The 26,310-nt window shown below is 57.0% G+C and carries 26 protein-coding genes and 2 tRNA genes; 15 read left to right on the top strand and 13 right to left on the bottom strand.

Annotation, left to right across the window (positions count from 1 at the left end; genetic code table 11):
* Positions 1-12 precede the first annotated feature (12 nt).
* The 4 genes from Q1K07_RS00335 to Q1K07_RS00320 form a co-directional block, all read right to left on the bottom strand.
* Complete coding sequence (locus tag Q1K07_RS00335; protein WP_300306060.1) at positions 13-231, bottom strand: hypothetical protein; 219 nt, start codon at positions 229-231, stop codon at positions 13-15.
* A 420-nt stretch (positions 232-651) separates the two neighbouring features.
* Positions 652-728 (bottom strand) — tRNA-Arg (locus Q1K07_RS00330).
* Between the two features lie 239 nt (positions 729-967).
* A complete protein-coding gene (locus Q1K07_RS00325; protein ID WP_300306057.1) occupies positions 968-1,441 on the bottom strand; it encodes a DMT family transporter in 474 nt (157 codons plus the stop codon).
* A 22-nt stretch (positions 1,442-1,463) separates the two neighbouring features.
* On the bottom strand, positions 1,464-1,895 hold the full coding sequence (locus Q1K07_RS00320) for a DMT family transporter (RefSeq protein ID WP_300306054.1): 432 nt from the start codon (positions 1,893-1,895) through the stop codon (positions 1,464-1,466).
* A gap of 85 nt (positions 1,896-1,980) precedes the next feature.
* On the opposite strand from Q1K07_RS00320, the gene Q1K07_RS00315 reads away from it, so the two are divergent.
* A complete protein-coding gene (locus Q1K07_RS00315; protein WP_300306051.1) occupies positions 1,981-2,892 on the top strand; it encodes a LysR family transcriptional regulator in 912 nt (303 codons plus the stop codon).
* Between the two features lie 214 nt (positions 2,893-3,106).
* On the opposite strand, the gene Q1K07_RS00310 is transcribed toward Q1K07_RS00315, so the two are convergent.
* The 4 genes from Q1K07_RS00310 to Q1K07_RS00300 all read right to left on the bottom strand — a co-directional run bounded on the left by Q1K07_RS00310 (position 3,107) and on the right by Q1K07_RS00300 (position 7,989).
* Positions 3,107-4,996, bottom strand: a complete 1,890-nt coding sequence (locus tag Q1K07_RS00310) for an amidohydrolase (protein WP_300306048.1) — start codon at positions 4,994-4,996, stop codon at positions 3,107-3,109.
* Positions 4,993-5,334 (bottom strand): XapX domain-containing protein, encoded by a 342-nt coding sequence (locus Q1K07_RS21230; RefSeq protein WP_366945003.1) that lies wholly within the window; start codon positions 5,332-5,334, stop codon positions 4,993-4,995. Before Q1K07_RS21230 ends, Q1K07_RS00310 begins: the two co-directional genes overlap by 4 nt.
* 154 nt (positions 5,335-5,488) lie before the next feature.
* The gene (locus tag Q1K07_RS00305; RefSeq protein WP_300306045.1) at positions 5,489-6,172 is read right to left on the bottom strand and encodes a hydrolase; all 684 of its coding nucleotides are present in this window, start codon (positions 6,170-6,172) and stop codon (positions 5,489-5,491) included.
* 161 nt (positions 6,173-6,333) lie between these two features.
* Positions 6,334-7,989 carry an MFS transporter gene (locus Q1K07_RS00300; RefSeq protein ID WP_300306042.1) on the bottom strand — a complete coding sequence of 552 codons (1,656 nt, stop codon included), beginning with the start codon at positions 7,987-7,989 and terminating at the stop codon, positions 6,334-6,336.
* Positions 7,990-8,307: 318 nt separating this feature from the next.
* On the opposite strand from Q1K07_RS00300, the gene Q1K07_RS00295 reads away from it, so the two are divergent.
* Positions 8,308-8,670, top strand: a complete 363-nt coding sequence (locus Q1K07_RS00295; RefSeq protein WP_300306039.1) for a helix-turn-helix domain-containing protein — start codon at positions 8,308-8,310, stop codon at positions 8,668-8,670.
* Positions 8,671-8,852: 182 nt separating this feature from the next.
* On the opposite strand, the gene Q1K07_RS00290 is transcribed toward Q1K07_RS00295, so the two are convergent.
* Positions 8,853-8,929 (bottom strand) — tRNA-Arg (locus tag Q1K07_RS00290).
* 184 nt (positions 8,930-9,113) lie between these two features.
* On the opposite strand from Q1K07_RS00290, the gene Q1K07_RS00285 reads away from it, so the two are divergent.
* Both Q1K07_RS00285 and Q1K07_RS00280 read left to right on the top strand, forming a co-directional pair.
* Positions 9,114-10,010 carry a methyltransferase domain-containing protein gene (locus Q1K07_RS00285; protein ID WP_300306036.1) on the top strand — a complete coding sequence of 299 codons (897 nt, stop codon included), beginning with the start codon at positions 9,114-9,116 and terminating at the stop codon, positions 10,008-10,010.
* A complete protein-coding gene (locus Q1K07_RS00280; RefSeq protein ID WP_300306033.1) occupies positions 10,007-11,026 on the top strand; it encodes a class I SAM-dependent methyltransferase in 1,020 nt (339 codons plus the stop codon). Before Q1K07_RS00285 ends, Q1K07_RS00280 begins: the two co-directional genes overlap by 4 nt.
* 15 nt (positions 11,027-11,041) lie before the next feature.
* On the opposite strand, the gene greB is transcribed toward Q1K07_RS00280, so the two are convergent.
* On the bottom strand, positions 11,042-11,599 hold the full coding sequence (greB, locus tag Q1K07_RS00275; protein WP_300306030.1) for a transcription elongation factor GreB: 558 nt from the start codon (positions 11,597-11,599) through the stop codon (positions 11,042-11,044).
* Positions 11,600-11,744: 145 nt separating this feature from the next.
* Entirely contained in the window at positions 11,745-12,728 is a 984-nt protein-coding gene (locus Q1K07_RS00270) for a LysR family transcriptional regulator (protein ID WP_300306027.1), read from the bottom strand.
* A gap of 153 nt (positions 12,729-12,881) precedes the next feature.
* Here Q1K07_RS00270 and Q1K07_RS00265 point away from each other — a divergent pair, with 153 nt between their 5' ends.
* From Q1K07_RS00265 to Q1K07_RS00215, 11 genes are all read left to right on the top strand, one after another.
* Complete coding sequence (locus Q1K07_RS00265) at positions 12,882-14,375, top strand: aldehyde dehydrogenase family protein (RefSeq protein ID WP_300306024.1); 1,494 nt, start codon at positions 12,882-12,884, stop codon at positions 14,373-14,375.
* 78 nt (positions 14,376-14,453) lie between these two features.
* Positions 14,454-15,968, top strand: a complete 1,515-nt coding sequence (locus tag Q1K07_RS00260; protein ID WP_300306021.1) for a sodium-dependent transporter — start codon at positions 14,454-14,456, stop codon at positions 15,966-15,968.
* Positions 15,965-16,267, top strand: a complete 303-nt coding sequence (locus tag Q1K07_RS00255) for a hypothetical protein (RefSeq protein ID WP_300306018.1) — start codon at positions 15,965-15,967, stop codon at positions 16,265-16,267. The genes Q1K07_RS00260 and Q1K07_RS00255 overlap by 4 nt, the downstream gene beginning before the upstream one ends.
* A gap of 81 nt (positions 16,268-16,348) precedes the next feature.
* The gene (locus tag Q1K07_RS00250; protein WP_300306015.1) at positions 16,349-17,629 is read left to right on the top strand and encodes an FAD-binding oxidoreductase; all 1,281 of its coding nucleotides are present in this window, start codon (positions 16,349-16,351) and stop codon (positions 17,627-17,629) included.
* A gap of 145 nt (positions 17,630-17,774) precedes the next feature.
* Positions 17,775-18,425: a hypothetical protein gene (locus tag Q1K07_RS00245; RefSeq protein ID WP_300306012.1), complete on the top strand. Its 651-nt coding sequence runs from the start codon at positions 17,775-17,777 to the stop codon at positions 18,423-18,425.
* 381 nt (positions 18,426-18,806) lie between these two features.
* Positions 18,807-19,433, top strand: coding sequence for an NUDIX domain-containing protein (locus tag Q1K07_RS00240; protein WP_300306009.1), 627 nt, complete (start codon positions 18,807-18,809; stop codon positions 19,431-19,433).
* A gap of 162 nt (positions 19,434-19,595) precedes the next feature.
* On the top strand, positions 19,596-20,048 hold the full coding sequence (locus Q1K07_RS00235; protein WP_300306006.1) for a DUF1249 domain-containing protein: 453 nt from the start codon (positions 19,596-19,598) through the stop codon (positions 20,046-20,048).
* Positions 20,049-20,082: 34 nt separating this feature from the next.
* Complete coding sequence (locus Q1K07_RS00230) at positions 20,083-20,823, top strand: phosphodiesterase (protein ID WP_366945002.1); 741 nt, start codon at positions 20,083-20,085, stop codon at positions 20,821-20,823.
* Between the two features lie 118 nt (positions 20,824-20,941).
* Positions 20,942-21,904 carry a sulfate adenylyltransferase subunit CysD gene (gene cysD / locus Q1K07_RS00225; RefSeq protein ID WP_300306003.1) on the top strand — a complete coding sequence of 321 codons (963 nt, stop codon included), beginning with the start codon at positions 20,942-20,944 and terminating at the stop codon, positions 21,902-21,904.
* 177 nt (positions 21,905-22,081) lie between these two features.
* Positions 22,082-23,506: a sulfate adenylyltransferase subunit CysN gene (gene cysN, locus Q1K07_RS00220; protein ID WP_300306000.1), complete on the top strand. Its 1,425-nt coding sequence runs from the start codon at positions 22,082-22,084 to the stop codon at positions 23,504-23,506.
* A gap of 587 nt (positions 23,507-24,093) precedes the next feature.
* A complete protein-coding gene (locus Q1K07_RS00215; protein ID WP_300305997.1) occupies positions 24,094-24,339 on the top strand; it encodes a Rho-binding antiterminator in 246 nt (81 codons plus the stop codon).
* A gap of 196 nt (positions 24,340-24,535) precedes the next feature.
* Here Q1K07_RS00215 and cmoB read toward each other — a convergent pair whose 3' ends face one another.
* Both cmoB and cmoA read right to left on the bottom strand, forming a co-directional pair.
* Positions 24,536-25,543 carry a tRNA 5-methoxyuridine(34)/uridine 5-oxyacetic acid(34) synthase CmoB gene (gene cmoB, locus Q1K07_RS00210; RefSeq protein ID WP_300305994.1) on the bottom strand — a complete coding sequence of 336 codons (1,008 nt, stop codon included), beginning with the start codon at positions 25,541-25,543 and terminating at the stop codon, positions 24,536-24,538.
* Positions 25,544-26,287: a carboxy-S-adenosyl-L-methionine synthase CmoA gene (gene cmoA, locus Q1K07_RS00205; protein ID WP_300305991.1), complete on the bottom strand. Its 744-nt coding sequence runs from the start codon at positions 26,285-26,287 to the stop codon at positions 25,544-25,546. It abuts the gene before it with no gap.
* Positions 26,288-26,310 lie beyond the last annotated feature (23 nt).

The following is a 26,310-nucleotide window of genomic DNA, read 5'->3' as shown; positions in this document are numbered from 1 at the left end:
CTGGTTGTCTCTTCAGAACAGCAGCTCGCCAACACCTTCAATAATACGATTCAGAGGATGAGGTGCTTGATTCGAGAGCATCTGAAAGACCTGCTGACCGTAAATGTCGACAAAGTTTTGGGCTCCGGCAGTATCCCCTGGCAATAGACTAATGACATCGGTCAAAAGGCCACCACCTGCCACTGCATCCACTTCCTCTGCGCTTAGTGTACGAATAGTCGATTCTGTCATTGTCCTCACCATGAGATTCCCTGATTACATCGCAGATTGCGATGCGTTATCGGTAGATTCTAATGGAATCCCCTGTGTCATCCGTCATGACATGTTGGAGGGGCGTAAATAACAGTAACGAGAAGTAGTGAACGTTGGATTCGTCGCTTTGCTTTGCCCTTGTCACGTCATCTTTGGATTGGCTTTATGAATGGGTGTTTTGCAATGGGAAGGGCGAGCAGGATGGTGATGTCAGGAATCGTGCTGATGAAAGTTCGCGACATGCTTGGTCACTCGTCGGTAAAGCAGACCGAGCGGTATGCATACCTTCATCCCGATGCTCACGAACAGGAGTGGACAATCTTGTTCCGCACGAAGTGGTCACGCTGACTCTGATGTGACGATTCGAAAGGGAGGTGGAGACAGTGTCTAAAGCCGGAATGGCGCCCTCTATAGGATTCGAACCTATGACCTGCCCCTTAGGAGGGGGCCGCTCTATCCAGCTGAGCTAAGAGGGCGGAGTCGCGCATTATAAGCATCTGACTCGTCAAGATAAACCCATGCTGTGGAAAGGGATTGAATTGATGGCACTCAAGCGTGATCCCTGACGCCTGTCCAGTGTGGGTGAGGGGGCCGGAGATCGCCAGGAGACGCTTGGGACGAATGGCCCGAGAGCAGCGACTTTGTCATCGAAGCCCTGCTGTTTCAGCGATGAAGGCGGCCAGGCATGCTGAAAGGGCGTAACGGCAAGACCTCGTCAAGCATGGTGCGCGACCAGACGTTCTCGGCGCGCGTTGCTTGCATAGATCAGGCATAGCGCCGCGGCCAGCAGGGCGATAGCTATCATTCGAGAACTATCCAGTGGCAGACGAGTATTACCCAGCCAACCGAAGTGATCGATCATCAGACTCATCAGCATCTGCCCCGAGATGACGGCCACCGTGGCTGCAGCAGTACCGACGCGCGGAATGGCAAACACAATGGCAAGCATGTAGATCACACCAAACAGTGCGCCGGTCAACTGCCATTTGGGGACGCTGAACAGGGTTGCCTCGTGGTGTGGTTCAAAGAAGAACACCAGCAGAAAGGTCACCACTGCCCCCATCGAGAAGGTCAGCCAGGCACTGGCCAGTACGCCGACGGTAGAACCGAGGCGACCGTTGATGGATGATTGCGCGGCGAGTACTGCGCCACCCAGCAGCAGAAGGGGGTATATCAGTGTCAGAAGCATTGATGTCTCCTTGCGTGAACGTTCAATAGATAAGCCACAGCGCCGCGAGAATCAGCACCAGAGCACCGACTCGATAGCTATCGATGGCTCGTCGTTCGCTGCCCAGCCAACCGAAGTGATCAATGACCAGGCTGGCAGCAACCTGGCCGCACAGAATGCCTACCATTGTCATGCCGACTCCAACCAGCGGAGTGGTGACTGTCAGCACGACGACATAGATCGGCCCGAGCAGTCCGCCTGTCAGCCGCCAGCGAGGTTGATGGAACAGTGTGGCGATGGGGGCGCGGCCAACGAACACCATGGCCAGTGACAGCAACAGAGCACCCACCAGAAAGATGGATAAGGTCGCTGACAGGTGACCCACCTGTTCGCCCAGGGGCCCCAGAAGGCCGGCTTCAACCGACAGGCCCATGCCGGCGCAAAGCACTAGCATCAAGATCGTGAGTTGTGGCATGTCGCCTCCGTGTCAGGAAAGCCGCCACCTTAGATTTGTGCTGTAATGGACACAATCCAGCCATCTGGCAAAGGTTTATTGTCGTATGAGCAACGATATACAACTGCTCTCGTTGCGGCTTTTTATGCGAGTGGCCCATTCCGGCAGCTTCACTGGGGCCGCGCACGACTTCGATCTCCCGCCATCTTCGGTATCGCGTCGTATATCGGCACTGGAGCAGGCACTGGGCCAGCGCCTGCTGTATCGGCACTCCCGGGCAGTCAGGCTGACCGAGGCAGGAAAGCGGTATCTGAGCCAGGTCAGTGAGGCGCTGACATTGCTGGATATAGCCACTGACGAAATAGCTGGGACGGCGAACGTGCCCCGAGGCGTGTTGCGGATCAATGCGCCGGTGGCGTATGGCCGCAAGCATATCGCGCCTTTGCTGGAGGTCTTTCAATCCAGGTACTCCGAGCTGGAGGTCGAACTGACCCTGACCGATGCGTTTGTCGATCCGGTTCAGGAGGGCGCAGATGTGGTAATACGTATCGGCGCGCTGGAGGACTCCAGCCTGGTGGCACGAGAGCTGGCTCGCCAGCGCTTTGTTATCGTGGCTTCGTCCGGCTATCTGGCTCGCCATGGTGTGCCCATGCAACCTGAAGACCTGGGCCATCATAATTGTCTGGTCTACAAAGGCACGCGAGGGAAGCAGCCCTGGTACATACGCCGCGCAAGCCACGAGCCATTCCAGGTCATTGAGGTGCATGGCAACCTGTGCAGCAACAATGCCGAAAGCTTGATTGAAGCCGCTATCCACGACCAGGGCGTGGTGCTTTTCCCTACCTGGCTGTTACAAGAAGCCTTGAACGATGGAAGTTTGCTGCCAGTGCTGGAAGATTGGCAGGCTGCCAACCAGCCACGTATCGACGGCATTCATCTCATCTTTCCGGAGAACCGCTTGCGTTCTCCCAAGGTGGGTGCCTTTGTCGATTATCTGTTTGCCCATTACGTCACCTGAGCTCCTTAGTGATGCCGTGTTAGTCATCTCATTGGGTGGCTGATGGCATACGTTAGAGGCCCATAGGGGGGACCCCATCACAGGGTGGAACATCATCAATACCATACGGGTTGATACTTTCCCGTCAGCCGGTATTGGGCCTGTACTCGTTCGGAAGGGGGAGACACAGGTCTCCGTATCCCTTCTGCGGAGACCTGTGCTGCTTACGAATCTATCAGACCGCCCAGCAAGAGCAGCCGAGCACTCCCCAGAACGCTCTCAGGTCTGATGCCGGCACAGTTCCTGCCCATGAGCGAGCATGGTCATGACCGTGGATTCCACAGGAGGACCCACAGCCACATGACGCTGTGGCGATACTGCGCAAGGTAGTCTGGTTATCCTCGGCTTGCGGATCTTTCCACGCGGCATATCCACCATAGCGATTCACAGGTGACCAATCCGGCATGGCGGGTGGTGGCGTCGTTTCGTCCAGATCACTGAACCTGCCTGCCGCATAGACGATTTTACCTCCTACCATGGTCAGCTCAGAGGTGGTGTGGACGATGTCTTCTTCGGGGCACGAGAAAAAATCACGATCCGGCACCACCAGGTCTGCGAACTGGCCGGCAACAACTTGTCCCTTTCTGCCTTCCTCATTCGAGAACCAGGTGACTTTTTCTGTCCACATGCGCAGGGCGGTCTCTCGGTCCAGGCAGTGACGTTCTGGATACAGTCGCAGGCCCCCCACCGTTCTTCCCGTGACCAGCCAGGACAGCGAAACCCATGGATTGTAGGAAGCAACACGTGTTGCGTCCGTTCCAGCAGAAGTGCGTATGCCTTTTTCCAGCATCTTGGCCACGGGAGGGGTCGACTCGGCAGCTCTGGCGCCATAACGCTCGACAAAATACTCCCCCTGGTAGGCCATGCGATGCTGTACAGCTACCCCACCACCGAGAGCTGCAATACGGTCCATGGAGCGCTCCGAGATCGTTTCGGCATGGTCGAAGAACCAGTTGATGCCGTCGAGAGGTACTTCCTCGTTGACCTTCTCGAAAACGTCGAGCGCGCGACTGATGGTTTCGTCATACGTGGCATGCATTCGCCATGGCCAGCGATTTTCCGCCAAAATGCGTACCACTTCTTCCAGCTCGCCTTCCATCTCGGGAGGCATGTCGGGTCGAGGTTCGCGAAAATCCTCGAAGTCGGCGGCAGAGTACACCAGCATCTCTCCCGCTCCATTGTGACGAAAATAATCATCACCTTGCTTGTAGGTGGTGGTTCTCGTCCAATTGAGGAAGTCTTGTTTTTCTTCCTTGGGCTTTTGAGTGAACAGGTTATAGGCAAGACGAACGGTCATCTGCCCATCGTCAGCAAGTTTCTGCATGACTTCGTAATCTTCGGGGTAGTTCTGGGAGCCACCTCCCGCATCGATAACGCTAGTAACACCGAGTCGATTAAGATCACGCATAAAGTGCCGTGTTGAATTCAGCTGATAATCGAAAGGTAATTTCGGCCCCTTCGCCAGTGTCGCATACAGAATGGTGGCATTCGGGCGGGCTAATAGTAGTCCCGTTGGATTACCTTGAGCATCACGCACAATTTCTCCACCAGGAGGATTTGGAGTGTCTCTTGTGTAGCCCACTTGACGTAGCGCCGCTGCATTGAGAAGCGCTCGGTCATACAGGTGAAGAATGAATACTGGGGTCTCCGGTGCTACAGCATTGAGTTCGTCGAGTGTCGGGAGTCGCTTCTCGGCAAACTGATGTTCGGTGAACCCTCCTACAACCCGTACCCATTGCGGAGGGGGAGTGATCTCGACTTGCTGTTTGAGCATGCGCATGGCGTCGGCCAATGAAGGGACACCATCCCAGCGCAGCTCCATATTATAGTTAAGTCCTCCTCGCACGACGTGTGTATGGTTGTCTATCAAACCAGGTAAGACAGGCTTGCCTTGCAGGTCGATCACACGAGTGGTAGTGCTGGCGAGTGCCAGGATGTCAGCATCGTCTCCGACAGACAGGAACTTTCCATCCTTGATGGCGACTGCCGTGGCCATCGGCCTTGATGTATCTAGCGTCGTAATGCGTCCATTATGCAGGATGAGGTCTGGCGTATGTGTGCTCATGATTTCTCCTCCTTGCGTTCAGTAGAACCCTTTGAACAGCTTTCGGTATGGCTACCATCCACAAGTGCCTCACCAGGAGGAGAGGCAGTGCCAGAGCCTGATCCATGTCCTGGCAGAGAGCCAAACATGTGCTCGCTACATTGCGACTTTCCCCATGCAGAAGCTAAAGAGGTACCACCTAGTAGATGTTTTGTGATGGGAATGATTTGTTCACCCCCTAACATTCCAAGCAGCCCGATCAATGCCACAATGGGAGGAGCGGGTGACCGTACATTAAGCAGGCTATAGATCAACCCGACCAACAGGCCTGCGCCCAGTGACACGAGATAGATTTTCATTGGCCAAACTCCCTCTGTCAGGGATGTCTTGCACGTCTCGTAGACAGGTAAATGGAGCTGCACGTGGCAGCTCCAGATCGCAAGTTCAGGGTCGCTTCAGTCGCGAGTTCAACACCTGTCCATTGTCTTCAGGATAAAGACTTTCCTGAAGGGATCATGACGCGGGTACAGGAGCGAGGCGTTCTCCGTGCTTGACGCGCTCCTCAGCCTTGTGAACCATGGTGTAGGCGTAATCCACCCCCATGCCATACGCTCCAGAGTGTTCCTTGACCAGAGCCATGACGGCATCGTAGGTATCGCGGTGTGCCCAATCGCGTTGCCATTCGAGCAGCACCTGCTGCCAAGTCACGGGTACGACACCGGCCTGAACCATGCGCTGCATGGCATACTCATGGGCTTCTACCGATGTGCCTCCCGAGGCATCTGCCACCATATAGATCTCGTAGCCCTTGTCGTGCATGGCAGAGAGCGCAAACGTGCAATTGCATACCTCTGTCCATAGTCCAGAAACGATGACCTTGTTTCTCCCATTTTTCTCTAATTGATCGCGGACTTTCTGGTCATCCCATGAGTTCATGGAGGTACGTTCAAGAAGCGGGTGGTCAGGGAATATAGCGAGAAGTTCAGGGTAGGTATGGCCTGAGAAGGACTCTGTTTCCACGGTAGTGATGGTGGTGGGGATGTTGAAGATTTTGGCGGCCTTGGCGAGTCCCACCGTATTGTTCTTCAGGGTCTGACGATCAATGCTCTGAACGCCAAAGGCCATCTGCGGCTGGTGGTCGATGAAAATGAGTTGGCTGTTGTCAGGAGTCAGAACTTCATGCTTTGGGTCGGTCATTGCTACTCTCCTTAATATATTGATATGTAATGCCGTTTATCGGCAAGAGAGAAATTTGCCGCTATATCCTTGACTCATTCTTTAAAGCGTCCTGCCATCAACAGAAATGCGGCTACACATCCTTGGCCGTTATTCCTTCTGTTCCTTATTACTTCTACTCCTCATTCCTTCTGCTCCTTTCCTCCCGTATTGGTTGTTGTTCGATAGTTGGATCGCTCTGGGGCCAAGTAGTGAACGACCCGTGGTTGGGAGTCTTCCGCCAGGTAGGTACGGATTTCTTCCTGAAGTTTCTTCACTTCTTCCGTGACTCTCTCATGTTGGCGAAGGTGATCGAGCCACGACTCATCGTTGAATGTCTCGATGAAATAACGAGATTCTTCCGTATGCTCGAAGAGACTCCAGGCAAAGGCGCCATGTTGTCGTCTGTACTGTTCGAGCCGCTTCATGCATTCAAGAAACGACGACACAGCATCGTCTCGAACACGGTATTCGATCGTGGTGAGCACAGGCCCGCGGTCCTGGTCCAGCGTCTCGTTGACGGGAGGTGTGGGCCAGTGCATGGACGGAGTAAAGTCGAGCTCTTCAACGCCGTCGATTCGCCAGCGCCAGGTGAGCGGAATGCTGATCACCGCACCAGCTGCTGCGATGAGAAGGGATTGTTCAATATTCAACGTGTCGGCCAGCTGGCCCCAGACGATACTCCCCAGAGCCATGGAGCCCATGAAGACCGACATGAAGACGGCCAGTCCACGTGAGCGTACCCAGCTCGGCAGGGCCATTTGTGCGGCAACTTGCAGGGAAGAAAGGACAACGAGCCAGGCAACGCCGCTCAGCCCCATGACCAGTGACAGTGGCAGTAATCTGTCGGTCAGTGTGATGCCCGCCAAGCACGCGGCGTAAAGTAGCGTCGCTATTGTGACGAGCGTGCTGCGCGATAGACGCTCGTTGAGTGTCGGCAGCACCAGAGCTCCTAGCACGGCCCCAACACCAACTGCCGCAACCAGAATGCCAAAGGCCTCAGGGCCACCATTGGTCAGATTCCGTGCGATCAGTGGCAACAAGGCCCAGGAGGCACTGGCAAAGAGAAAGAAGCCTAGTCCTCGGATAGAGGCAGCCTGCAGTTCAGGAGAGAAGCGGGCAAAGCGCCAACCTACTCGCATCGCGCCCATCAACCGCTCGGCGGGCAAGGGACTCTCGGTCACTTCGCGCTTCCAGCGCACCAGCACCAGGATGACACCGAAAAAGGACAGAGCATTCAGTGCAAAGACGGCACCAGTGCCTGCGAACACTACGATGACGCCTGCCAATGCCGGGCCGATCGCACGGGCAACGTTCATGCCCATGCTGTTCAGGGCAATGGCAGCCTGCAGCTCCTTCCGAGGCACCATCTCCGGCACTATGGCGGCCCAGGTGGGTCGCATCATGGCACTACCGATACCCATAGCGAAGGTCAGGATCAGGAGTGTCCAGGGAGTGATGATTCCTGCTATTACCACCAGGGTCAGTAGTACAGCGATCACTGCCATGAAGGACTGGAAGAAGATCAAGTAGTGGCGCCGGTCAAGGATGTCAGATAAGGCGCCAGCTGGCAGGGCCAACAGAAAGACGGGTAGTGTGGTGGCCGTTTGGATCAACGCTACCATGACAGAAGAATCTGACAGTGATGTCATCAGCCACCCGGCACCAATGTCGTGCATCCAGGTGCCGATGTTCGAGACTAGTGTTGCTATCCATAAAGCTCGGAACATCGATATCTTGAGCGGCGACCAGGCAGAGCTGGTGGCAGTGGCATGGGTTGGTGCCTCACGCTGGTTCATGAGGTGGTTTGCTCCGGCAGAAGAATGTAGTCGGCGTCATTCCTTGGTACCTTGAGAGAACTTGCTTGATTACCGTTCATGTAGCTCGCGATCGCCAGCTTGGTGAGCGCCCCATTTGCAAGAGTATTACTAAGCCTAGCCATTCAAGCCCTCATCGCCTGTGTTACTTGGTCATATGCATATCAACCTTTAGCCTTGTGGTGACTCGTGACTGGCGCAGGTACTCTGGCACTGATTGGCCACACCGAACGTTAGATCGTTCTGCTCGCAGTTACCTAACAGTAACCAAGTCATTTAATGCGAAAGTGCTAACAAACTATGAAAGATCTCATCTCTTCACGTCATGTTGTCGCAGTTCGACGGTCACCCAAGCACTGTCCTTTGACACCACTTAGGCACTTGTTGGGAGGCGCTTGGACGCTCGATGCACTCTGGGTATTGGGAGAAGGTGGGCCGCAACGCTTCGGAGACTTGCAGGCGTCGCTCGACGGTGTGTCGTCAAAGGTATTGACGGAGCGACTCAAGAGTATGCTCGATAGCAGGATCATCTGGCGCAAGCATATCGGAGGAGTACCTCCTGTCGTGACCTACGGCCTGACAGAGGAGGGAGTGGAATTACATAAGGGACTCAAGCAATTGGCAGAGATCGCAGACAAGTTGTTATCTCCTGACGAGACCTGAGATCAGCACGCAGCGCTCGGCTTCCTTGGTGGAGATAAGCTCGCCGGCTTACAACCATGGAATGGTGGGCTGATTGCGTTGGACTAGAGCTATACCATGCTTACAGTGGGGCGAAGTGGTCTTGCAGAGAAAATTGGCAAGGTGGGGGGGAGTAACTATTCCATTTTACTGGTCGATTATACTGGCGCCCTCTACAGGATTCGAACTTGCGACCTGCCCCTTAGGAGGGGGCCGCTCTATCCAGCTGAGCTAAGAGGGCGTAAGCGGTGGGGCGAAATTATAACCACCTGACTGCGCAAGATAAACCCACCCTCGAACAGGAACATGAGAGAACGAGGAGAATCCAGCGTCGTGGATGGCGATTCTCTAGACGGTCATGCGGATGCCGCCGCGCGCATTCCCCGGTAGAATGCGTTCATCCATTCCCTCTGATCTGTTCCTGCATGTCTGACTCTTCTTCTCCGCTTGTCCCTTCATCCTTTCTGTCGGAGCGTGGTGACCGTCATTTCGATGGTCTGGCCGACAAGTTCTCTGCGTCTCTATACGGCCACCTGCGTGGTGAGCTGCGTCTGTCGCTGCTGGATCGCTTGTTGCCGGAGATGCTCGACCTGCACGGCCAGCCGGTGCTGGATGTCGGGGCGGGCCTCGGTCAGCAGGCGAGTTGGTTCCTGCTGCGCGGCCACCATGTGACGCTGGCGGAGCCTGCAGAGGAAATGCTGGAACGGGCACGCCAGGTGGTGGGTGAGGGCGAGTCGACCCGTTTTGTACATGCGCCATTGCAGGAACTGGTTCAGCAGGCGCCGGGGCCCTGGGCGCTGGTGATATGCCATGCCGTGCTGGAGTGGCTGGGGAATCCTCGTGAAGGGCTGGCCCATCTGGCCTCTCTGGTGGCTCCGGGTGGTCAGCTGTCGTTGATGGTGTTCAACCGTGATGCCCTGCGCATGTCCAACGTGGTCAAGGGCAATCTGGAAAAGGCATTGGCGGATCGCCTGGAAGGCAAGGGCGAGCGTCAACGACTGACGCCGATCTCTCCGTTGACCCATGACCAGGTGATGGACTGGAGCGCCGAGCTCGGGTTGCACTTTGAAGGTGTGGCGGGAATACGCGTCTTCCATGACTATCTGCGCCGCCCCCCGCAGAGTGAGCAGGAACTCAAGCACCTGGTCGAACTGGAGCATCAATACTGCCGCAGTGAGCCACATTGGCGCCTGGGACGTTATCTGCTGTACACCTTCAGCCGCCCCGCCGCGGCAGAGGCAGAATCAGGAGAGCCGTCATCACGACAGCAAGCATCACGTCAGCCATCACGTCAGCCATCACCACAGGAGAACCCGCGATGAGCGCCGAGACCCCGGTCTGCCAGCTATTGGAGCGTCAGGATGCGGACTATCGCGGCTGGTGGTGGGTGGCGCCGCCTCGCGATGCCTGGCTGGAAGGGGGGGAAGGCCGCTTGATCAGTGCTGACCTGGCCGTGAGACAGGCCTGGCAGGCACGTGGCCGCGAGGCGGTATCACCGTTTGCAGAGGGTTCCTCGCTGCAAGGTCCCGGTGCGGTGCTGTTCTGGCCCAAGGCGCATGCACTGGGAGAATGGTGGTTGCTTTGGTTGTGCGCCAGCTTACCGGAAGGCACGCCCCTGCAACTGATCGGTGAGCACCAGGGGGGGATCAAGCGTGTGCTCAAGGTGCTGGCTGCCTTGGGTCTGGGGTGCCGCAAGCTCGATAGCGCCCGACGCTGCACGTTGTTCGAGACGCGTACGGCACGCTTGCCGCTGCCGCCAGAAGCGGTATGGACGCAGTTTACCGCGGAAGGCATCGCGGAAGGGCTGACCCTGGCCAGCCATCCGGGTGTGTTCGGCCATGGCAAGCTGGATGAAGGAACCTTGCTGCTGCTGGAACAGTTACCCGCTCGGTTACCTGCGGGCGAAGTGCTGGACATGGGCTGTGGTGACGGCATCCTGGCGGCCTGGATGGCTCGGGAAGGACGTGATGTCACGGCGGTGGATGTCAGTACCTTTGCCGTGGAAGCTGCGCGGCGCACTCTCCGGGCGAATGAGCTGGCTGGGGAAGTGCTGGAAAGCGATGTCTATTCGGCGCTGAAGGGAGAGACAGCACAGGAGGGGAAGCGTTTCGATGCCATCATCAGCAACCCGCCATTCCACCTCGAACGTGCCATCGACTACGGACCGGCAGCACGGCTGATCCAGCAGGCCCCTGAGCATCTCAAGCCCGGTGGGTGCCTGATTCTGGTGGCCAATGCCTTTCTGCCTTATGCGGAACCTCTGGAGCGCGCTTTCGGCGGCTTCGAAGTGCTCGCTGATAATGGGCGGTTCCGGGTGTATGCTGCAACCCGCCGATAACCTGACCCTTGCTGGTCAGGTATCTGTCTCCGTATCAGCCCCCGGCAGGCGATAGTGAATGTCGCTGATCAACCAGGTCTGTTCGCCGCCGGGGGCGGCGACGGTCACTTCGTCATCCAGTGACTTGCCCAGCAATGCCTTGGCCAATGGCGCATCCACGCTGATCCAGTGCCTGGTGGTATCGGTTTCATCGTGGCCGACGATACGAATGTGCATTTCTTCGCCTTGTTCGTCTTCCAGCGTCACGAAGGCACCGAAATACACCTTGTCAGTGTTGGCCGGGAGACGGTCCACGACCTGCAGCTCATCGAGGCGCTTGGTCAGGTAGCGGATGCGCGCGATGACCCGATGGAGTTCTTTCTTGTTGTAGGTGTAGTCGGCATTCTCGCTACGGTCGCCCAGGGCAGCGGCTTCGCCGACCTTGGCTGACAATGCCGGGCGCTTTACCCGCGACAGGTGGTCGAGGATGCCGCGCAGGCGCTGGGCACCTTCCAGGGTGATCAGATTGCTCTTGGGTTCCTGGCGCGGATCCTTGGCAGGGTCGCGCCAGCGGGTCATATTGCGGCCTTTCATGACGTACCTCGAAATTCTCAGGCCGTTGAGATTGCCTTGGCGTCTCCCTGAAGACAAGAGGGGCGCTCTTGAGGCAGTACGGCCCAGCCACTGTGGTTCAGTCACTGTGGCTAGACAGTACGGCGGCCCGCAGGCAAAAAACGGGTCAATGCATTCCAAAAAAGACTGAACTTGCTTCCTTGTCCTTGTCCTTGTCCTTGACGGCGGGTGCGCCGTGGCGGCACTGCTCGGCGTTCTCCAGGTCTTCGAGATGTTCGAGCACCCATTCGATGAAGCCCTTGACCTTGCCTACAGCGCCTTTGTGCTCGGGGTAGGCCAGGTAATAGGCGCTGTTGCTGAGCAGCGAGAAGGACCACGGAATCACCAGTTGCCCTGATTGCAGTTCTTCCTCGGCCAGAAAACGCGGGACCAGGGCGACGCCGCATCCGGCTCTGGCAGCCTGCATGGCCATGTAGAAGGTATCGAAGCGAGGCCCATGATAGCTATGCGAGGTGTAGCAGTTCTGGGCTTCGAACCAGTCATGCCAGGCTTCGGGCCGTGTCGAGTTCTGCAACAGCACCAGACGTGTCAATGCCAATGGGTCATCAATGCCTTCGTTGGGGATTACCAGCGGTGAACAGACGGGCACGACGTCTTCATCCAGCAGCTTGATGCATTCAGCCCGTGGCCAGGTGCCATGCCCAAAGAAAAAGGCCACATCGACGCGTTCTTCTTCCAGATCGAAAGGTTCCACCCGGTTGCTGATGTTCAGGTAGACATTGGGATGGCGGAAACGGAAGCCGTTGAGGCGCGGAATCAGCCAACGCGCCCCGAAGGTGGGCAAGGTAGTGATATTGAGCACTTCGCTCTGGCCGCCATAGGACTGCATGTAGCGCGTCGACATCTCGACCTGAGCCAGTATCTTGCGGACCTCGGTCAAGTACAGCGACCCTTCCGGGGTGACCTGCAGGCGTTTGCGTACCCGGCGAAACAGGGGCTGTTCAAGAATCGATTCAAGCTGAGCGACCTGCTTGCTGACCGCACTCTGGGTCAGGCTCAGCTCTTCCGCGGCGCGGGTAAAGCTCAGATGCCGCACCGAGGCTTCGAAACAGCGCATGGCAGTCAGCGTGGGAAGGTGGCGGCTATTCATGCGCTCATTCCTGGGTCGAGGTCAGTACAAGAAAAAAAGGAATGATGTTGGTATAAAACGTCGTTTGAGATAGATCAAGGGCCAAAGCAATACTGCGGACGTTGTGTATGCATATGAATCGCGTATCCATTCGAATCATCCGCAGGAGCCATAATGATCGATTCCATCATGCAGCGTCTCGGTGTGGCCGAGTCCCTCTATCGAGGCGGCGACTATGCCGTGATGTCGCCCACTGACGGTCGCGAGATCGGTCGCGTTCATCTGGAGAATGGCGAGCAGGTCGCTGCGCGCATTGCCCGTGCGCAGCACGCCTTCGAGGCATGGCGTCAGGTTCCGGCTCCGCGCCGTGGCGAGCTGGTTCGTCTGTTCGGTGAACAGCTGCGCCAGCACAAGGAAGACCTTGGCGCTCTGGTGACCCTGGAGTGCGGCAAGATCCTTCAGGAAGGCCTGGGCGAAGTGCAGGAAATGATCGATATCTGCGATCTTGCCGTGGGTCAGTCGCGTCAGCTCTACGGTTTGACCATCGCTTCCGAGCGGCCTGGGCATCATATGCGTGAAAGCTGGCATCCGCTGGGGCCGGTCGGTCTGATCACGGCCTTCAATTTCCCGGTGGCACCCTGGGCGTGGAATGCTGCCCTGGCGCTGGTCTGTGGCAACAGCCTGGTGTGGAAGCCTTCCGAGAAAACCCCGCTGTGTGCGCTGGCCTGTCAGTCCTTGCTGGAGCGTGCCATGGCGGAGTTCGGTGACGAGGCTCCGGCCGATCTCAGTCAGGTTGTCATCGGTGATCGCGAGGCCGGCGAACGCTTGGTCGACGATCCGCGGATTCCTCTGATCAGTGCCACTGGCAGTACCCGCATGGGACGTGAAGTTGCCCCGCGTGTCGCCGCACGCTTCGGGCGCAGCATTCTCGAACTCGGGGGCAACAATGCCATGATCCTGGCGCCCAGCGCCGATCTGGACATGGCCGTGCGTGCCATTCTGTTTTCTGCCGTTGGCACGGCCGGCCAGCGTTGCACGACCCTACGCCGCTTGATCGTGCATGAGTCGGTGCGTGACGAAGTGGTCGAACGGCTGAAGAAGGCATATGCCGGTGTCAGCATCGGCAACCCCATGGACGGCCACCTGATTGGCCCGCTGATCGATGCCCAGGCCTATGACCAGATGCAGTCCGTGCTGGATTCGGCCCGTCAGCAAGGCGCCAAGGTCTTTGGTGGAGAACGCCAGTTGGCCGATCGCTATCCCGATGGTTTCTATGTGTCCCCGGCGATTGTCGAAGTCGACAGCCAGAATGCGCTGGTCAAGAACGAGACCTTCGCGCCCATTCTGTACGTGCTCGGCTATCGCGATTTCGCTGAAGCTGTCGCGCTGAACAATGACGTACCCCAGGGGCTGTCTTCCTGTGTCTTCAGCACCGATGTGCGTGAAGCCGAAGCCTTCATTTCCGACCTGGGCAGCGACTGTGGCATTGCCAACGTCAATATCGGCCCCAGTGGTGCCGAGATCGGCGGGGCCTTCGGTGGAGAGAAGGAAACCGGCGGCGGTCGTGAGTCTGGCTCGGACGTCTGGAAAAGCTACATGCGTCGGCAGACCAACACCGTGAACTACTCCCGCGAGCTGCCGCTGGCGCAAGGTATCAAGTTCGACTGAGCATGAGAGCCGCCACCTGCCACTGGCTGAGTGGCGGTCTTGCACGTGTTTCCTGAACAGGTGTCACGGAGGCATACGATGACAATAACAAGCACCTCATCCGATTCGACAAACCATTCAACCGTTCATTCATCAATTCATTCAACGACGACAATATCGCGCGAGCAGTGGGGGAGCCGTTTCGGTTACCTGATGGCGATCATCGGTGCCATGGTGGGTGCCGGCAATATCTGGCGCATGCCCTATGTCACTGGGGAGAACGGAGGCGGAGCCTTCCTGATCGCCTATTTTGTGCTGCTCTACCTGATTGCCGTTCCAGGCTTGATGGGGGAAACCGCCCTGGGGCGCTATACCCGCCAGGGGCTGATCGGCACCTTTCGCAAGGTCTATGGCAATAACCGCATGGTGGGCCTGGGGCTGGTGATTCTGGTCTTCAACATCGTGTTGATGTCGTACTACTCATCGGTGGTCGGCTGGTCGATCTACTACGCCTACCATGCATTGATCGGCACCTTCACGCAGACTGGCTTCGATACTGCGGCCCTGTGGCAGTCGTTCAGCCACAACAAGGCACTCAATGTCGGCATGCACACCATCGCCATGCTGATGGTCACCGGCATTCTGCTGCTGGGCATCAAGGGTGGCATCGAGCGCATGGCCAAGTGGATGATGCCGATCCTGACGATTGCACTGATTGCCATCGCCATTCGCGGCTTGACGCTGCCGGGCGCCATGGCAGGGCTCGAATTCAGTTTCTCACCGAACTGGGAATACCTGGCCCGCGGGCAGACCTGGTTGGCGGCACTGGGGCAGGCGCTGTTTTCCACTGGTCTGGGATGGGGGATTGCGCTGACCTATGGCAGCTATCTAGGGCGTAACGATGATATTCCGCTGGGTGGCGGCATCTTCACTGCGGTGGGCAATACCAGCTTTGGGTTGCTGGCCGTCTTTGCTGTCTTTCCCATCGTGTTCGCTTTCGGTATTTCTCCAACATCGGGCCCAGAGCTGGCATTCGTTGCCCTGGCCAGCGCCTTCGGCAGCATGACCGGCGGTTATGTCTGGGCGTTGCTGTTTTTCGCAGGTTTCTTCTTTGCCAACCTGACCACGGCGCTGGCGATTACCGAAGTCGGGGTCACAACCTGCAAGGAGGAACGCAATATTCCTCGTTCCCGGGCGGTATTGATGATCTGCGTCCTGATCTGGCTGCTGGGCATTCCCAGTGCCATCAATGCCGACATCCTGGGGTATCTGGACTTCGTGCTGGGCAATTGGGGGCTGCCGCTGGCGACCTTCATCATCATGATCACCATTGGCTGGAAATTCGACGCTAATCGGTTGCGCATCTTGAGCCTGAACCGTGGATCTGATCTCTATATTCCCAGTGCCTGGGAGGCGACGGTGCGTTACCAGATTCCTCTCATCATGCTCGGCATCATGGCCTATTTCCTCTTCAGCAACCTTGGCGAGGCACCGCTGAAAACGCTGAGCGGCCTGCTTGTGCTGATGCTGATGATCCCCTTGTGCATGGGCGTCATGAAGCGCCGTCTCGAGGGGCAGGATTCCCAACATGTCGCGGGAGGAGGGGTGTCATGAGCTTTGCCGCTATTGTCGTCATGGTGTCATCCATGCTGGCGCTATGGGGTGTTGCCACGCTGGCGATGATCTACTCGATGCGTCAGGAAGATCGCAAGCTGATATTGCTCAAGGAGCAGGGCGACTTCGAGCCATTCTCGCCCGCCGCCCAGAGAGATATCGAGAACTGGCTGGCCCGCCACCCGCATGGTGACGAGGCTCAGGAAATGCGCGAGCTGCTGGAATGCCAGCGCCAGGCAATGCAGAACAATGCCCGGCATTTCTACTCATGGCCGAGTGCTGGGGCCGAGCGTCAATAAGCATGGAATGCTGCCGTGAAATATCTCGATAGTGTGATGGGAAAGTCAGCGCTTGGTCGGCCTGTGAATGCAGGAGTTGCCATGAAGGATCGTTGTCTTTGGTATGACAGCTCGCCAGAGGCGCCATTGCCACTGCAGCCGCTGCAAGGCGAATGTCGTGCCGAGGTGGCCGTGATCGGAGGCGGGATCACGGGGCTCAGTACGGCGCTGCATCTGGCCGAGGCGGGTAGTGATGTCGTTGTGGTCGAGGCGGGGGATATTCCGAGCGGGGGCTCGGGACGTAACGTCGGCCTGGTCAATGCCGGGATGTGGATTCCTCCCGACGATATCGTCGAGACCCTGGGCGCGGAGGATGGCGAGCGTGCCAATACGCTTCTCGGCAATGCGCCTGCGGACGTCTTTGCTCTCATCGAACGCCATGCAATCGACTGCCAGGCAACGCGTACAGGCACATTACATCTGGCACATAACGCCAAGGGTGAACAGGAGCTGGCCCGGAGAGCCGAGCAGTTCCTGAGGCGTGGTGCGCCGGTGGAGCTTCTCGAAGGTGAGGCATGCCATCGGCGCGTCGGAACTCCGCGTATCCAGCGTGCGCTGCTTGATAAGCGTGCGGGGACACTGAACCCTGCGGCCTATACCCGAGGCCTTGCCAGGGCAGCGCAGCAGGCGGGCGCTCGACTGCATACGCATAGCCCGGTCAATGGCATGCAGCGCCAGGGAGATGACTGGGTAGTGAGCACGCATAGCGGCCATATCCATGCTGCACGAGTGGTGCTGGCGACCAATGCCTATACCGAGGATGATTGGAGCCAAGTGCGTAAGCACTATTTTCCAGGCTATTTCTTTCAGGTCGCCTCGACTCCCCTGCATACCGATGCGGCGGCGGAGATACTTCCCGAGCGCCAGGGCGCCTGGGATACCCGCATGGTCTTGAGCAGCATACGCCGTGATGCAGAAGGGCGGTTGATTCTTGGTAGCCTGGGATGCGGAGACGGCCGGCCCATGTCCTATATCCGTTATTGGGCAGATCGTATTCAACGCCACTATTTCCCGCAGTTGGGCAAGGTCGACTGGCAATACACCTGGACCGGGCGCATTGCTTTCACTCCCGAGCACACATTACGTCTTTTCGAACCTGCGCCGGGCATTCTGGCCGTGACAGGCTACAACGGCCGTGGCGTGACAACGGGCACTGTTGTAGGGAAAGGATTTGCTCGCTATCTGCTCAGTGGGGACGACAGTCTGTTGCCGCTTCCCATCCGCACCCACAAGCCGGTGCTCGCCAAGGCCGTGCGTAGTTGCGGATATGAATGTGGCTTCACGCTCTACCATTCGGGGCAATGCCTGCGAGTGTTGATCTGAGCATTGCTGCTGTCGAGGTACAGCAGGGAGCATGAGCGGCAATTGGCAATGGTTTTCCAGGGTCTTGGACTTTAGGTGAACGGCGAATCATTCAAACGTTCGTTACATTTTATGAGTCCATAATGACAATGACTTGGAGATGCTCATGGTTCGCCCTTTTTCACATCGTGTTCGTATTGGTATCGCCACTGCTCTGGCTACTTCGCTGTGCCTGGCTTCCAGCCTGGCCATGGCCTGGGAAAGCGAGCTGGACCAGCTTCGCCAGCGCTGGGAGACGGCGACCACATCAACCCCGGCATCTCAACGCGAAGGCACCTTGACCGCTTTGGCCGATGAAGCGGTTCAATTGGTTCAGGCCAACCCGAATGTCAGTGATCTGCTGGTGTGGCAAGGGATCGTCCAGGCGTCTCTGGCCAAGGAGAAAGGAGGGCTCGGTGCCCTGGATGATGCCAAGGCGGCACGTCGCGCACTGGAGCGTGCGGTGACCCTTGATGCTGACGGCATGCAGGGGTCGGCCTATGTCACGCTTGGGGCCTTGTATGATCGTGTGCCTGGCTGGCCTGTTGCCTTTGGTGATGATGAAAAGGCCGAGCAGATGTTCGAGAAAGCCATGGCGATTCGGCCGGATGGTATTGATGTGAATTATTACTATGCGGTCTATCTGGCTGATGAGGGACGCAAGCAGGAAGCGCGCAGCCATGCGGAAAAGGCAGTCAATGGTGCACCGCGGCCTGATCGGTCAGCATCGGACCAGGCCCTGCAGGCCGAAGCTCGCTCACTGTTGGGGTCGCTATAGGCTCCTGGATAACCCCGTTGAGGGCTTTTGACCAAACCCGCCAAGGGCTTTTGATAAAAACCGCTGGGTGCGCTTGGCACCGTCCGCTGAGGGCTCTTGGTTTCCCCCGCTGAGGGCTCTTGGTTTCCCCGCTGAGGGCTCTTGGTTTCCCCCGCTGAGGGCTCTTGGTTTCCCCCGCCAAGGGCTCTTGGTTTCCCCCGCTGAGGGCTCTTGGTTTCCCCCGCTGAGGGCTCTTGGTTTCACCCGCTAAAGGCTCTGCAACAGGGCCCTGTCTGCCGGGAATCTCACATCGCGAAAACCGTTCGTTGCAGAGATGACCCTTGGAACTTGCTCGCATCGCCCAGATAATGAGGAGATCCTGAACCGTTTCCAGAGGTCTCTATGGCGAAGCCAGCCGGTATTGATGCTCCTTTCTCGCCCGATGATGTAGATATCATCGCCCGAGACTGCCTGTACCAGGGTTTTTTTCGTCTGGAGAAAGTGACTCTGAAGCATCGCCTGTTCGAAGGTGGCTGGAGCCGGGAATTTTCCCGTGAAGTGCATCGTCGCCACGATGCTGTCGGGGTGATGCTCTACGACCCCGAGAAGGATACCGTGGTGCTGGTGGAACAGATACGTGCCGGGGCACTTGATGATCCTCTCTCGCCATGGAAGCTGGAGTGTGTGGCCGGATTGGTCGACAAGGATGAATCGCCCGAGGAAGTCGCACGCAGAGAAGCGCTGGAAGAAGCAGGCTGTGACATCAAGGATCTCACCTTTTTGCATAGCTACTATCCTAGTCCCGGTGCCTGCGATGAGCGCGTCTCGCTATATTGCGGTATGGTCGATAGTTCCGAGCTGGGTGGGGTACATGGCCTGGATGAGGAAAACGAAGACATCCGCGTGCATGTGCTACCGTTTCAATTGGCCTGGGAACTCCTCGGCGATGGACGACTCGATAACGCTATGTGCCTGATCGGTTTTCACTGGCTGGCAGCCAATCGGGCGTCCCTGCGGGCATGCCGTTGAATAAGGGTGTCGCAGAAAATGGATGTCGCTGAATAAGGGCATTGCTGAGCAAGGCGTATCGTGGATATGGCTCGTCGTTGCTGTGATACGTCATTGATATGGTACGTCGTTGATACGATATGTCGTTGATACGGTACGTCGTTGATAAAAACAGGAGGTAACGTGACAAATCGGAATGCCTACGTCACCGACCTGAAGGCGCTCCAGAGCGAGTGCACGGCCAACTATGTGCGTTTGAAGCGGCTGCTGGGAGATCTGGATGCCGGTGAAACCCGCGAGGTCGAGCTGCTCAGCGGTGATCGTCATCTTGGTGCGCTATGCCTGTATCTGGAAGAGCAGGCGCCATATACCAGCGTCATCCGAGTCTCCCAGCGAGGCGTTCTGGATGGCATCCTCGATACACCACGCATGCGGGTGCACCTGTACCATGATGTACGCATGGCCGAGGTGACCGATTTTCAGCGCAAGCGTCACTTCGATGGGCGCTATCGCTACCCCAATGCCCATATGCACCAACCGGACGAGAAACTGCAGCTCAATCGGTTTCTGGGTGAATGGTTGGACCATGGCCTGACCCATGGGCATTCTTCCCTGGATCTTTCCCACCTGCCCTGATGGGCGGGTTTCTTGATATTCGCGAGCCAAGCCCTTGATACGCCTAGTTCAGATCAGTGACTGCCATCTTTATGCCGACCCTTCGAAGCCTTCCCGGCGAGGGGTGCCGGCTCGTCAACTGTCCGCGGTCGTCGATACAGTTTTGCATGATCGCCCTGACATGGTGCTGGTGACGGGGGACCTCAGTCAGGACGAAAGCGAAGGTTCCTATCGCCTGGCCATGGATACCTTGCAGCGTTTCCAATGCCCTTGGTACTGGATTCCTGGCAATCATGATGATCTGGCGCTGATGGTCGAGCACCGGGAAGTCGAGATCGATATCGAGGCGGCAGCGTGGCGTATTGTGCAGCTCAATACGCGCATCGAAGGTGAGGTGCAGGGACGCGTCGGCGAAGAACAGCTGGCGGCACTGAGTGAACTTCTGGCGGATGATGAGCGGCCGACGGTCATTGTGATGCACCATCCGCCGGTACAGGTGGGCAGTGTGTGGATCGATGATCTGGGGCTGGTGGACCAGCAGGCCTTTCAAGAGGTGGTGGGCGCCTTTCCTCAGGTGAAGGTAGTGCTGTGTGGCCATGTGCATCAGGCCTTCCATGGCAAGATCAATACCCAGCACGGTGACATTGACGTTTTCGCCTGTCCCTCGACCTCCGACCAGTTCCTGGCCGGCAGCGTGGAGTTCGCTGTGGATGAAGCATCTCGCCCAGGCTACCGGGTGCTGGATCTGAGTCGCGATGGCAGTTGGCAGACATGGGTGGAGCGTGTCGAGATCTGAGCGGAACGCTGAAATCGCTTTTTTGATATAAAAAGATAGATATTAATTCTTTTACGTTATTATCTTGGTGACGGTATCCTCGCAGGATATTTTTCCATGTCATGCGAGGTTCCAGACCATGACCAGTCTTCAGTCTGCTTCCAAGGCTGGAGCCGCTCAGCCCGGCTCGCCAATCACTCCGCAGCGCCTCACGCATCTCAAGCAGCTTGAGGCCGAGTCCATTCACATCATTCGTGAAGTGGCCGCGGAATTTTCCAACCCGGTGATGATGTATTCCATCGGCAAGGACTCCTCGGTCATGCTGCACCTGGCTCGCAAGGCCTTCTATCCTGGTACGCCGCCGTTTCCGCTGCTCCACGTGGACACCACCTGGAAGTTCAAGGAAATGATTGCATTCCGTGACCGTATGGCCAAGGAAGCTGGCATGGAGCTTCTGGTGCATACCAATGAAGAAGGGCGGGCAGCAGGCATCAATCCCTTCGATCACGGTTCCAGTGGTTATACCGATGTGATGAAGACCCAGGCGCTCAAGCAGGCGCTGGACAAGTATGGCTTTGATGCGGCCTTTGGTGGTGCACGCCGCGATGAGGAAGCCAGCCGCGCCAAGGAGCGCGTATTCTCCTTCCGTGACAAGTACCACCGCTGGGATCCCAAGAACCAGCGTCCGGAACTGTGGAATCTGTACAATGCCCGGGTCAACAAGGGTGAATCAATCCGTGCTTTCCCGCTCTCCAACTGGACTGAGCTGGATATCTGGCAGTACATCTATCTCGAAGAAATCCCCATTGTCCCGCTGTACTTCTCTGCACCGCGTCCCGTCGTGGAGCGCGATGGCATGCTGATCATGGTGGATGATGATCGCATGCCGCTGGAAGAAGGCGAGCAGCCGCAGGAGATGTCGGTACGTTTCCGTACCCTGGGTTGCTACCCGCTGACTGGCGCGGTGGAATCCAAGGCCCAGACACTGCCGGAAATCATCCAGGAAATGCTGCTGACCCGTACCAGTGAGCGCAGTGGCCGTGCCATCGATCATGATCAGGCCGGCTCCATGGAGAAGAAGAAGCGCGAGGGGTATTTCTGACGCGCGGAAGGCGAGTCAGAAAGCGATAAGTTAAAAGCTGTAAGCCGTAAGACTGTTACGCAATCGATCCGAGATGCCGTGCCAGTAGGCGACAGCAATGAATGATTGAGCTGCAAGCAAGAAGTTGTGGGGTAACTTACAGCTTGGGGCTTACAGCTTACAGCCAAGGGTTTTGGTATGTCTCACCAATCTGAATTGATTGCCGATAACATCGAGCAATATCTGCACGAGCATGAAAACAAGGACCTGCTGCGTTTCATTACCTGCGGCAGTGTGGATGATGGCAAGTCGACCTTGATCGGTCGCCTGTTGCACGATTCCAAGATGATTTTCGATGACCAGCTTGCTGCCATTACCCAGGCATCCAAGACTCAGGGCACTACGGGTGAGGAAGTCGATCTGGCGTTGCTGGTGGACGGCCTGCAGTCCGAGCGTGAGCAGGGCATCACCATCGATGTGGCCTACCGCTTCTTCTCCACCGACAAGCGCAAGTTCATCATTGCCGACACGCCTGGACATGAGCAGTACACGCGTAACATGGCCACGGGGGCTTCCACGGCTGGTTTGGCAGTCATCCTGATCGATGCCCGCCATGGTGTGCAGACCCAGACGCGTCGGCATAGCTTCATTGCCGATCTGCTGGGGATTCAGCATCTGGTCATTGCGATCAACAAGATGGACCTGGTGGAGTATTCCGAGGCACGCTTCAATGAGATCGTCGAGGAGTATCGTGACTTCTCTGGTCAGTTGGCGGCCAAGGACATTCGCTTTGTACCGTTGTCCGCACTCAAGGGCGACAACGTCGTCAACCGTGGCGACAACCTGGACTGGTATCAGGGACCGACACTGCTGGAATTGCTGGAGAGCGTCGAAGTCAGCCGTGACCAGAACCTCAGCGATCTGCGTCTGCCGGTGCAGTACGTCAACCGCCCGAACCTGGATTTCCGTGGCTATGCCGGCACTTTGGAAGCCGGTATCCTGCGCCCGGGACAGGCGGTCAAGGTGCTGCCTTCCAACAAGGTCAGCAAGGTAGAGCGCATTGTCACCTTTGATGGCGACCTGGAAGAAGCCTATCCGGGTCAGGCCATCACCGTCACGCTGGAAGATGAAATCGATATCTCGCGTGGCGACTGGCTGGTAGCTGAAGGTGCTGATGTCACGCTGGCTGATGCGTTCGAGGCCGATATCGTATGGATGCACGAGACGCCGCTTGAGCCCGGTCGTCAGTATGATATTCGTATGGCGGGACGTGGTGTGGCAGGCCGCGTGGAGGCTATTCACTATCAGGTGGACGTCAACACACTGGCGCGCCATGATGCTGCGCGGCTCGAGCTCAATGCCATCGCGCGTTGTCGGGTCGGGCTGACGGCTGAAGTGCCTATCGATGAATATGCACGTATTCCTGGCACTGGCAGCTTCATCGTCATCGACCGCCTGACCAACGTCACTGTTGGTGCTGGCATGATTCGTGGTGCAGCCAAGGCTGAGTCCACTGGCCAGGAAGTCGATTGGGCAGGCTTCGAGCTCGAACTGAATGCTCTGGTGCGCAAGTACTTTCCGCATTGGGAAGCCAAGGACTTGAGCGACCTGCTGAAGCGTTGATCTTCATCCTTTCACGACTGATCGCCCCATAGGCCTGGGTCCATGGGGCGATTTCATGCCTGCTTTCTTCACGAAAAGCACAGATGCTTCTGCATTTTTCGTACACAACCAGACGCTGCAAGTGCTGAGCTCGCCCGCAATGCTTTTTCAAGGGGGATCTGGGGGCTGCTGGTCACGCAGCGCGCTTATGGCTCTTGGTCGTTTGTAACCCTCTAGCGCTTGTGCTCCTCGGCCGTTGTGATCCTGACATGTTGGGCAGTGGGCTTTGGTTAAGACGCGAAGCTGGGAAGGTTCATCTGTTGTCGTTTTGTTGTCATATACAGGCATTATTCTGGCCTCCCAACAACAGGGTGCCATGAAACATGTGTCGCGGATAAATACTAAAGTCGACACTATTAAAGTGAGAGAGTTTAAATTTGGTATGTTACATTGATTAACTCAAAATGGGCATGAGCAAGGATGCTGGCTGGTAGCATGAACCTGCTTCAGGCAAGATGCCCGCTTCAGGCAATATACCTAAAATAATGATGAAAGATGTCATTGAAATCTAAATATTTATTGTTAGGGATACCAGGAGGGTAGTCGGCATGATCGCTTGCCACCTCTACGACAATATCGAACTTGCGTGCTTATATCGTTTTCCTGTCAAGCTATCGTTGCATAATGGCGGCAGTCGCGAAGGCAGCGCGGTAGACACAGACTTCAACGACCAACATGAAGAGTGCCTGTCTTTGAAAACACGCAATGGCAGGAAGTTGGTCGTACTTGATGATATCGCTCGTATGGAAGTATTGGTTGATAACCCTCATTTTATGGTGCTCGATTTTGCATAGTTTATATTGAATAAATCATCAAAAACAGGCTGGATGATTTGAAGGAAGAAAGGAAGAAAGGAAGAAAGGAAGAAAGGAAGAAAGGAAGAAAGGAAGAAATAAGAAGAAGCCCCTGTTGTTTGAGACAGGGGCTTTGTTTTTTCGCCAAGGCGAATGAGCAACATGTTTCCACTGTGTTGCCATCCTTATCTTGCTGTCAGCGTTCCTTGGTCGCAATCAGAACTGCCCGTCGGGGTGCTGGATGGCCTTCACGAGTCCGGCTGGGGTCATTCGGGTCCAGGAAGTCGGGCAGAGACTGGAAAGTCATCCAGTCGGTAGTGCGTTGTTCTTCCACGCTGGTAACGGCTTCGTCGACAATACGCACATCCTTGAATCCCGTTTTTTCCAGCCATGTCTTGAGCGCCCGGGATGAGGGCAGGAAGTAGACATTCGGCATGGCGGCATAGCGATCACCGGGCAGTAGCACGGTTGTCTCGTCGCCTTCCACCACCAGAGTTTCCAGCACCACTTCGCCACCGGGACGTAGGGCAGCATGCAACTGGGTCAGGTGTTCCAGTGGAGAAGGGCGATGGTAGAGCACTCCCATGGAGAATACCGTATCGAAAAAGCCCAGGTCTGGTGGCACATCTTCGATCCCGACCGGCAGAAAGTGGACACGTCCGCCATCAGCATTTCCCACAAAGTGACGAACAGCCTGGAACTGCCAGTAGAAGCGTGGAGAAGGATCGATCACCAGGACGAAGCCAGCTCCTTGTCCCGCCATGCGCCAGGCGTGGTATCCATTGCCTCCCCCCACATCCAGTACCCGCCTTCCTGCCAAGGGCGACAGATGAGGAGCGACCCTCTGCCATTTCCAGTCGGAGCGCCATTCGGTGTCAATGGTGATGCCGGCCAGTCGGTAAGGTCCCTTGCGCCAGGGAATCAATGCTCGCAGCAGGCTTTCGCACTGTCGGTGGCGACTGTCGTTCAGTTCTACGTCGACGCTGACATGGGCGTCATCGAGCCTGACGATCCGCTCTTCGGGCAACGGTGGCAACTTGCCGACGGCTTTTTCCCAGGCGGGCAGGTCGCCGTAGCGCTTGCGGTCCAGCCCCCGAGCCAACTGCTCGGGTAACCGGGCGAGCCAGTCGGCCATGGCAGGGTGGTGAAAGGACTGTTCGAGAAACGCCTGGTACAGGGCGCGCTGATGCTCAGGAAGGCTCACTCACTTTTCCTTGAAGGCAATCATGGAAGAGAAGTTCAGGTACTGGAACCAGGTCAGGGAACGCGCGAAACCGACCCGGGCCAGGCGCTCGTGATGGGCCTCCAGGGTATCCGGGACCAGGACGTTTTCCAGCGCGGTACGCTTCTGGCTGATTTCCAGGTCGCTGTAGCCATTGGCGCGCTTGAAGTCGTGATATCGCTCGACCAGCCAGGCATTGTCCTGTTCATCCCCGGCCTTGATCTTCTCCGACAGCACTAGAATGCCGCCTGGTTCCAGGGCGTTGTAGAGTTTGTGCAGCACATCATCGCGGTCCTCGGGAGAGAGGAACTGCAAGGTGAAGTTGAGCACGATCATGCCGGCAGGCTGATAATCGAAAGTACGGATATCGCCTTCCACCACTTCGATATCATGGTCGGGGCATTCTGTGGCAAAGGTTTCACGGGCACGTTCGACCATGGCCGGGGACAGGTCAATACCTGTCAGACTGAAGGCATCCTTGGGGAGCTGCCCGGCCAGGGCCAGGCCGACTGCGCCAAGCGAGCAGCCCAGGTCGTAGACATGGGCGCCGTGGCGCAGATGACGCTGGGCGATCAGTCCCAGCATGCCGAGAATCTGGCCATAGCCTGGCACCGACCGACGAATCATGTCGGGGAAGCAGGCGACGACGGTCTCGTCGAACGAAAAGCGCGCCATCTTGTCCAGAGGTGTGGAAAATATGGCGTCACGGTAAGATGCGTCACTCATAGGCTGACGATGTCTTGGACTCT

Source organism: Halomonas sp., from assembly GCF_029263665.1.
Taxonomy (GTDB): Bacteria; Pseudomonadota; Gammaproteobacteria; order Pseudomonadales; family Halomonadaceae; genus Halomonas.
This window is presented reverse-complemented; position numbering and strand designations above follow the sequence as displayed.

Excerpts from the sequence above, each read along its gene's own strand:
- Q1K07_RS00215 (WP_300305997.1), top strand. The coding sequence starts at position 24,094 with ATGATCGCTTGCCACCTCTACGACAATATCGAACTTGCGTGCTTATAT.
- Q1K07_RS00240 (WP_300306009.1), top strand. The coding sequence starts at position 18,807 with ATGGCGAAGCCAGCCGGTATTGATGCTCCTTTCTCGCCCGATGATGTA.
- cmoA (WP_300305991.1), bottom strand. The coding sequence starts at position 26,287 with ATGAGTGACGCATCTTACCGTGACGCCATATTTTCCACACCTCTGGAC.
- greB (WP_300306030.1), bottom strand. The coding sequence starts at position 11,599 with ATGAAAGGCCGCAATATGACCCGCTGGCGCGACCCTGCCAAGGATCCG.
- Q1K07_RS00320 (WP_300306054.1), bottom strand. The coding sequence starts at position 1,895 with ATGCCACAACTCACGATCTTGATGCTAGTGCTTTGCGCCGGCATGGGC.
- Q1K07_RS00245 (WP_300306012.1), top strand. The coding sequence starts at position 17,775 with ATGGTTCGCCCTTTTTCACATCGTGTTCGTATTGGTATCGCCACTGCT.
- Q1K07_RS00300 (WP_300306042.1), bottom strand. The coding sequence starts at position 7,989 with ATGAACCAGCGTGAGGCACCAACCCATGCCACTGCCACCAGCTCTGCC.
- cysN (WP_300306000.1), top strand. The coding sequence starts at position 22,082 with ATGTCTCACCAATCTGAATTGATTGCCGATAACATCGAGCAATATCTG.
- Q1K07_RS00250 (WP_300306015.1), top strand. The coding sequence starts at position 16,349 with ATGAAGGATCGTTGTCTTTGGTATGACAGCTCGCCAGAGGCGCCATTG.
- Q1K07_RS21230 (WP_366945003.1), bottom strand. The coding sequence starts at position 5,334 with ATGAAAATCTATCTCGTGTCACTGGGCGCAGGCCTGTTGGTCGGGTTG.
- Q1K07_RS00325 (WP_300306057.1), bottom strand. The coding sequence starts at position 1,441 with ATGCTTCTGACACTGATATACCCCCTTCTGCTGCTGGGTGGCGCAGTA.
- Q1K07_RS00255 (WP_300306018.1), top strand. The coding sequence starts at position 15,965 with ATGAGCTTTGCCGCTATTGTCGTCATGGTGTCATCCATGCTGGCGCTA.
- Q1K07_RS00335 (WP_300306060.1), bottom strand. The coding sequence starts at position 231 with ATGACAGAATCGACTATTCGTACACTAAGCGCAGAGGAAGTGGATGCA.
- Q1K07_RS00295 (WP_300306039.1), top strand. The coding sequence starts at position 8,308 with ATGAAAGATCTCATCTCTTCACGTCATGTTGTCGCAGTTCGACGGTCA.
- Q1K07_RS00305 (WP_300306045.1), bottom strand. The coding sequence starts at position 6,172 with ATGACCGACCCAAAGCATGAAGTTCTGACTCCTGACAACAGCCAACTC.
- Q1K07_RS00310 (WP_300306048.1), bottom strand. The coding sequence starts at position 4,996 with ATGAGCACACATACGCCAGACCTCATCCTGCATAATGGACGCATTACG.
- Q1K07_RS00280 (WP_300306033.1), top strand. The coding sequence starts at position 10,007 with ATGAGCGCCGAGACCCCGGTCTGCCAGCTATTGGAGCGTCAGGATGCG.
- Q1K07_RS00270 (WP_300306027.1), bottom strand. The coding sequence starts at position 12,728 with ATGAATAGCCGCCACCTTCCCACGCTGACTGCCATGCGCTGTTTCGAA.
- Q1K07_RS00285 (WP_300306036.1), top strand. The coding sequence starts at position 9,114 with ATGTCTGACTCTTCTTCTCCGCTTGTCCCTTCATCCTTTCTGTCGGAG.
- Q1K07_RS00265 (WP_300306024.1), top strand. The coding sequence starts at position 12,882 with ATGATCGATTCCATCATGCAGCGTCTCGGTGTGGCCGAGTCCCTCTAT.
- cysD (WP_300306003.1), top strand. The coding sequence starts at position 20,942 with ATGACCAGTCTTCAGTCTGCTTCCAAGGCTGGAGCCGCTCAGCCCGGC.
- Q1K07_RS00260 (WP_300306021.1), top strand. The coding sequence starts at position 14,454 with ATGACAATAACAAGCACCTCATCCGATTCGACAAACCATTCAACCGTT.
- Q1K07_RS00315 (WP_300306051.1), top strand. The coding sequence starts at position 1,981 with ATGAGCAACGATATACAACTGCTCTCGTTGCGGCTTTTTATGCGAGTG.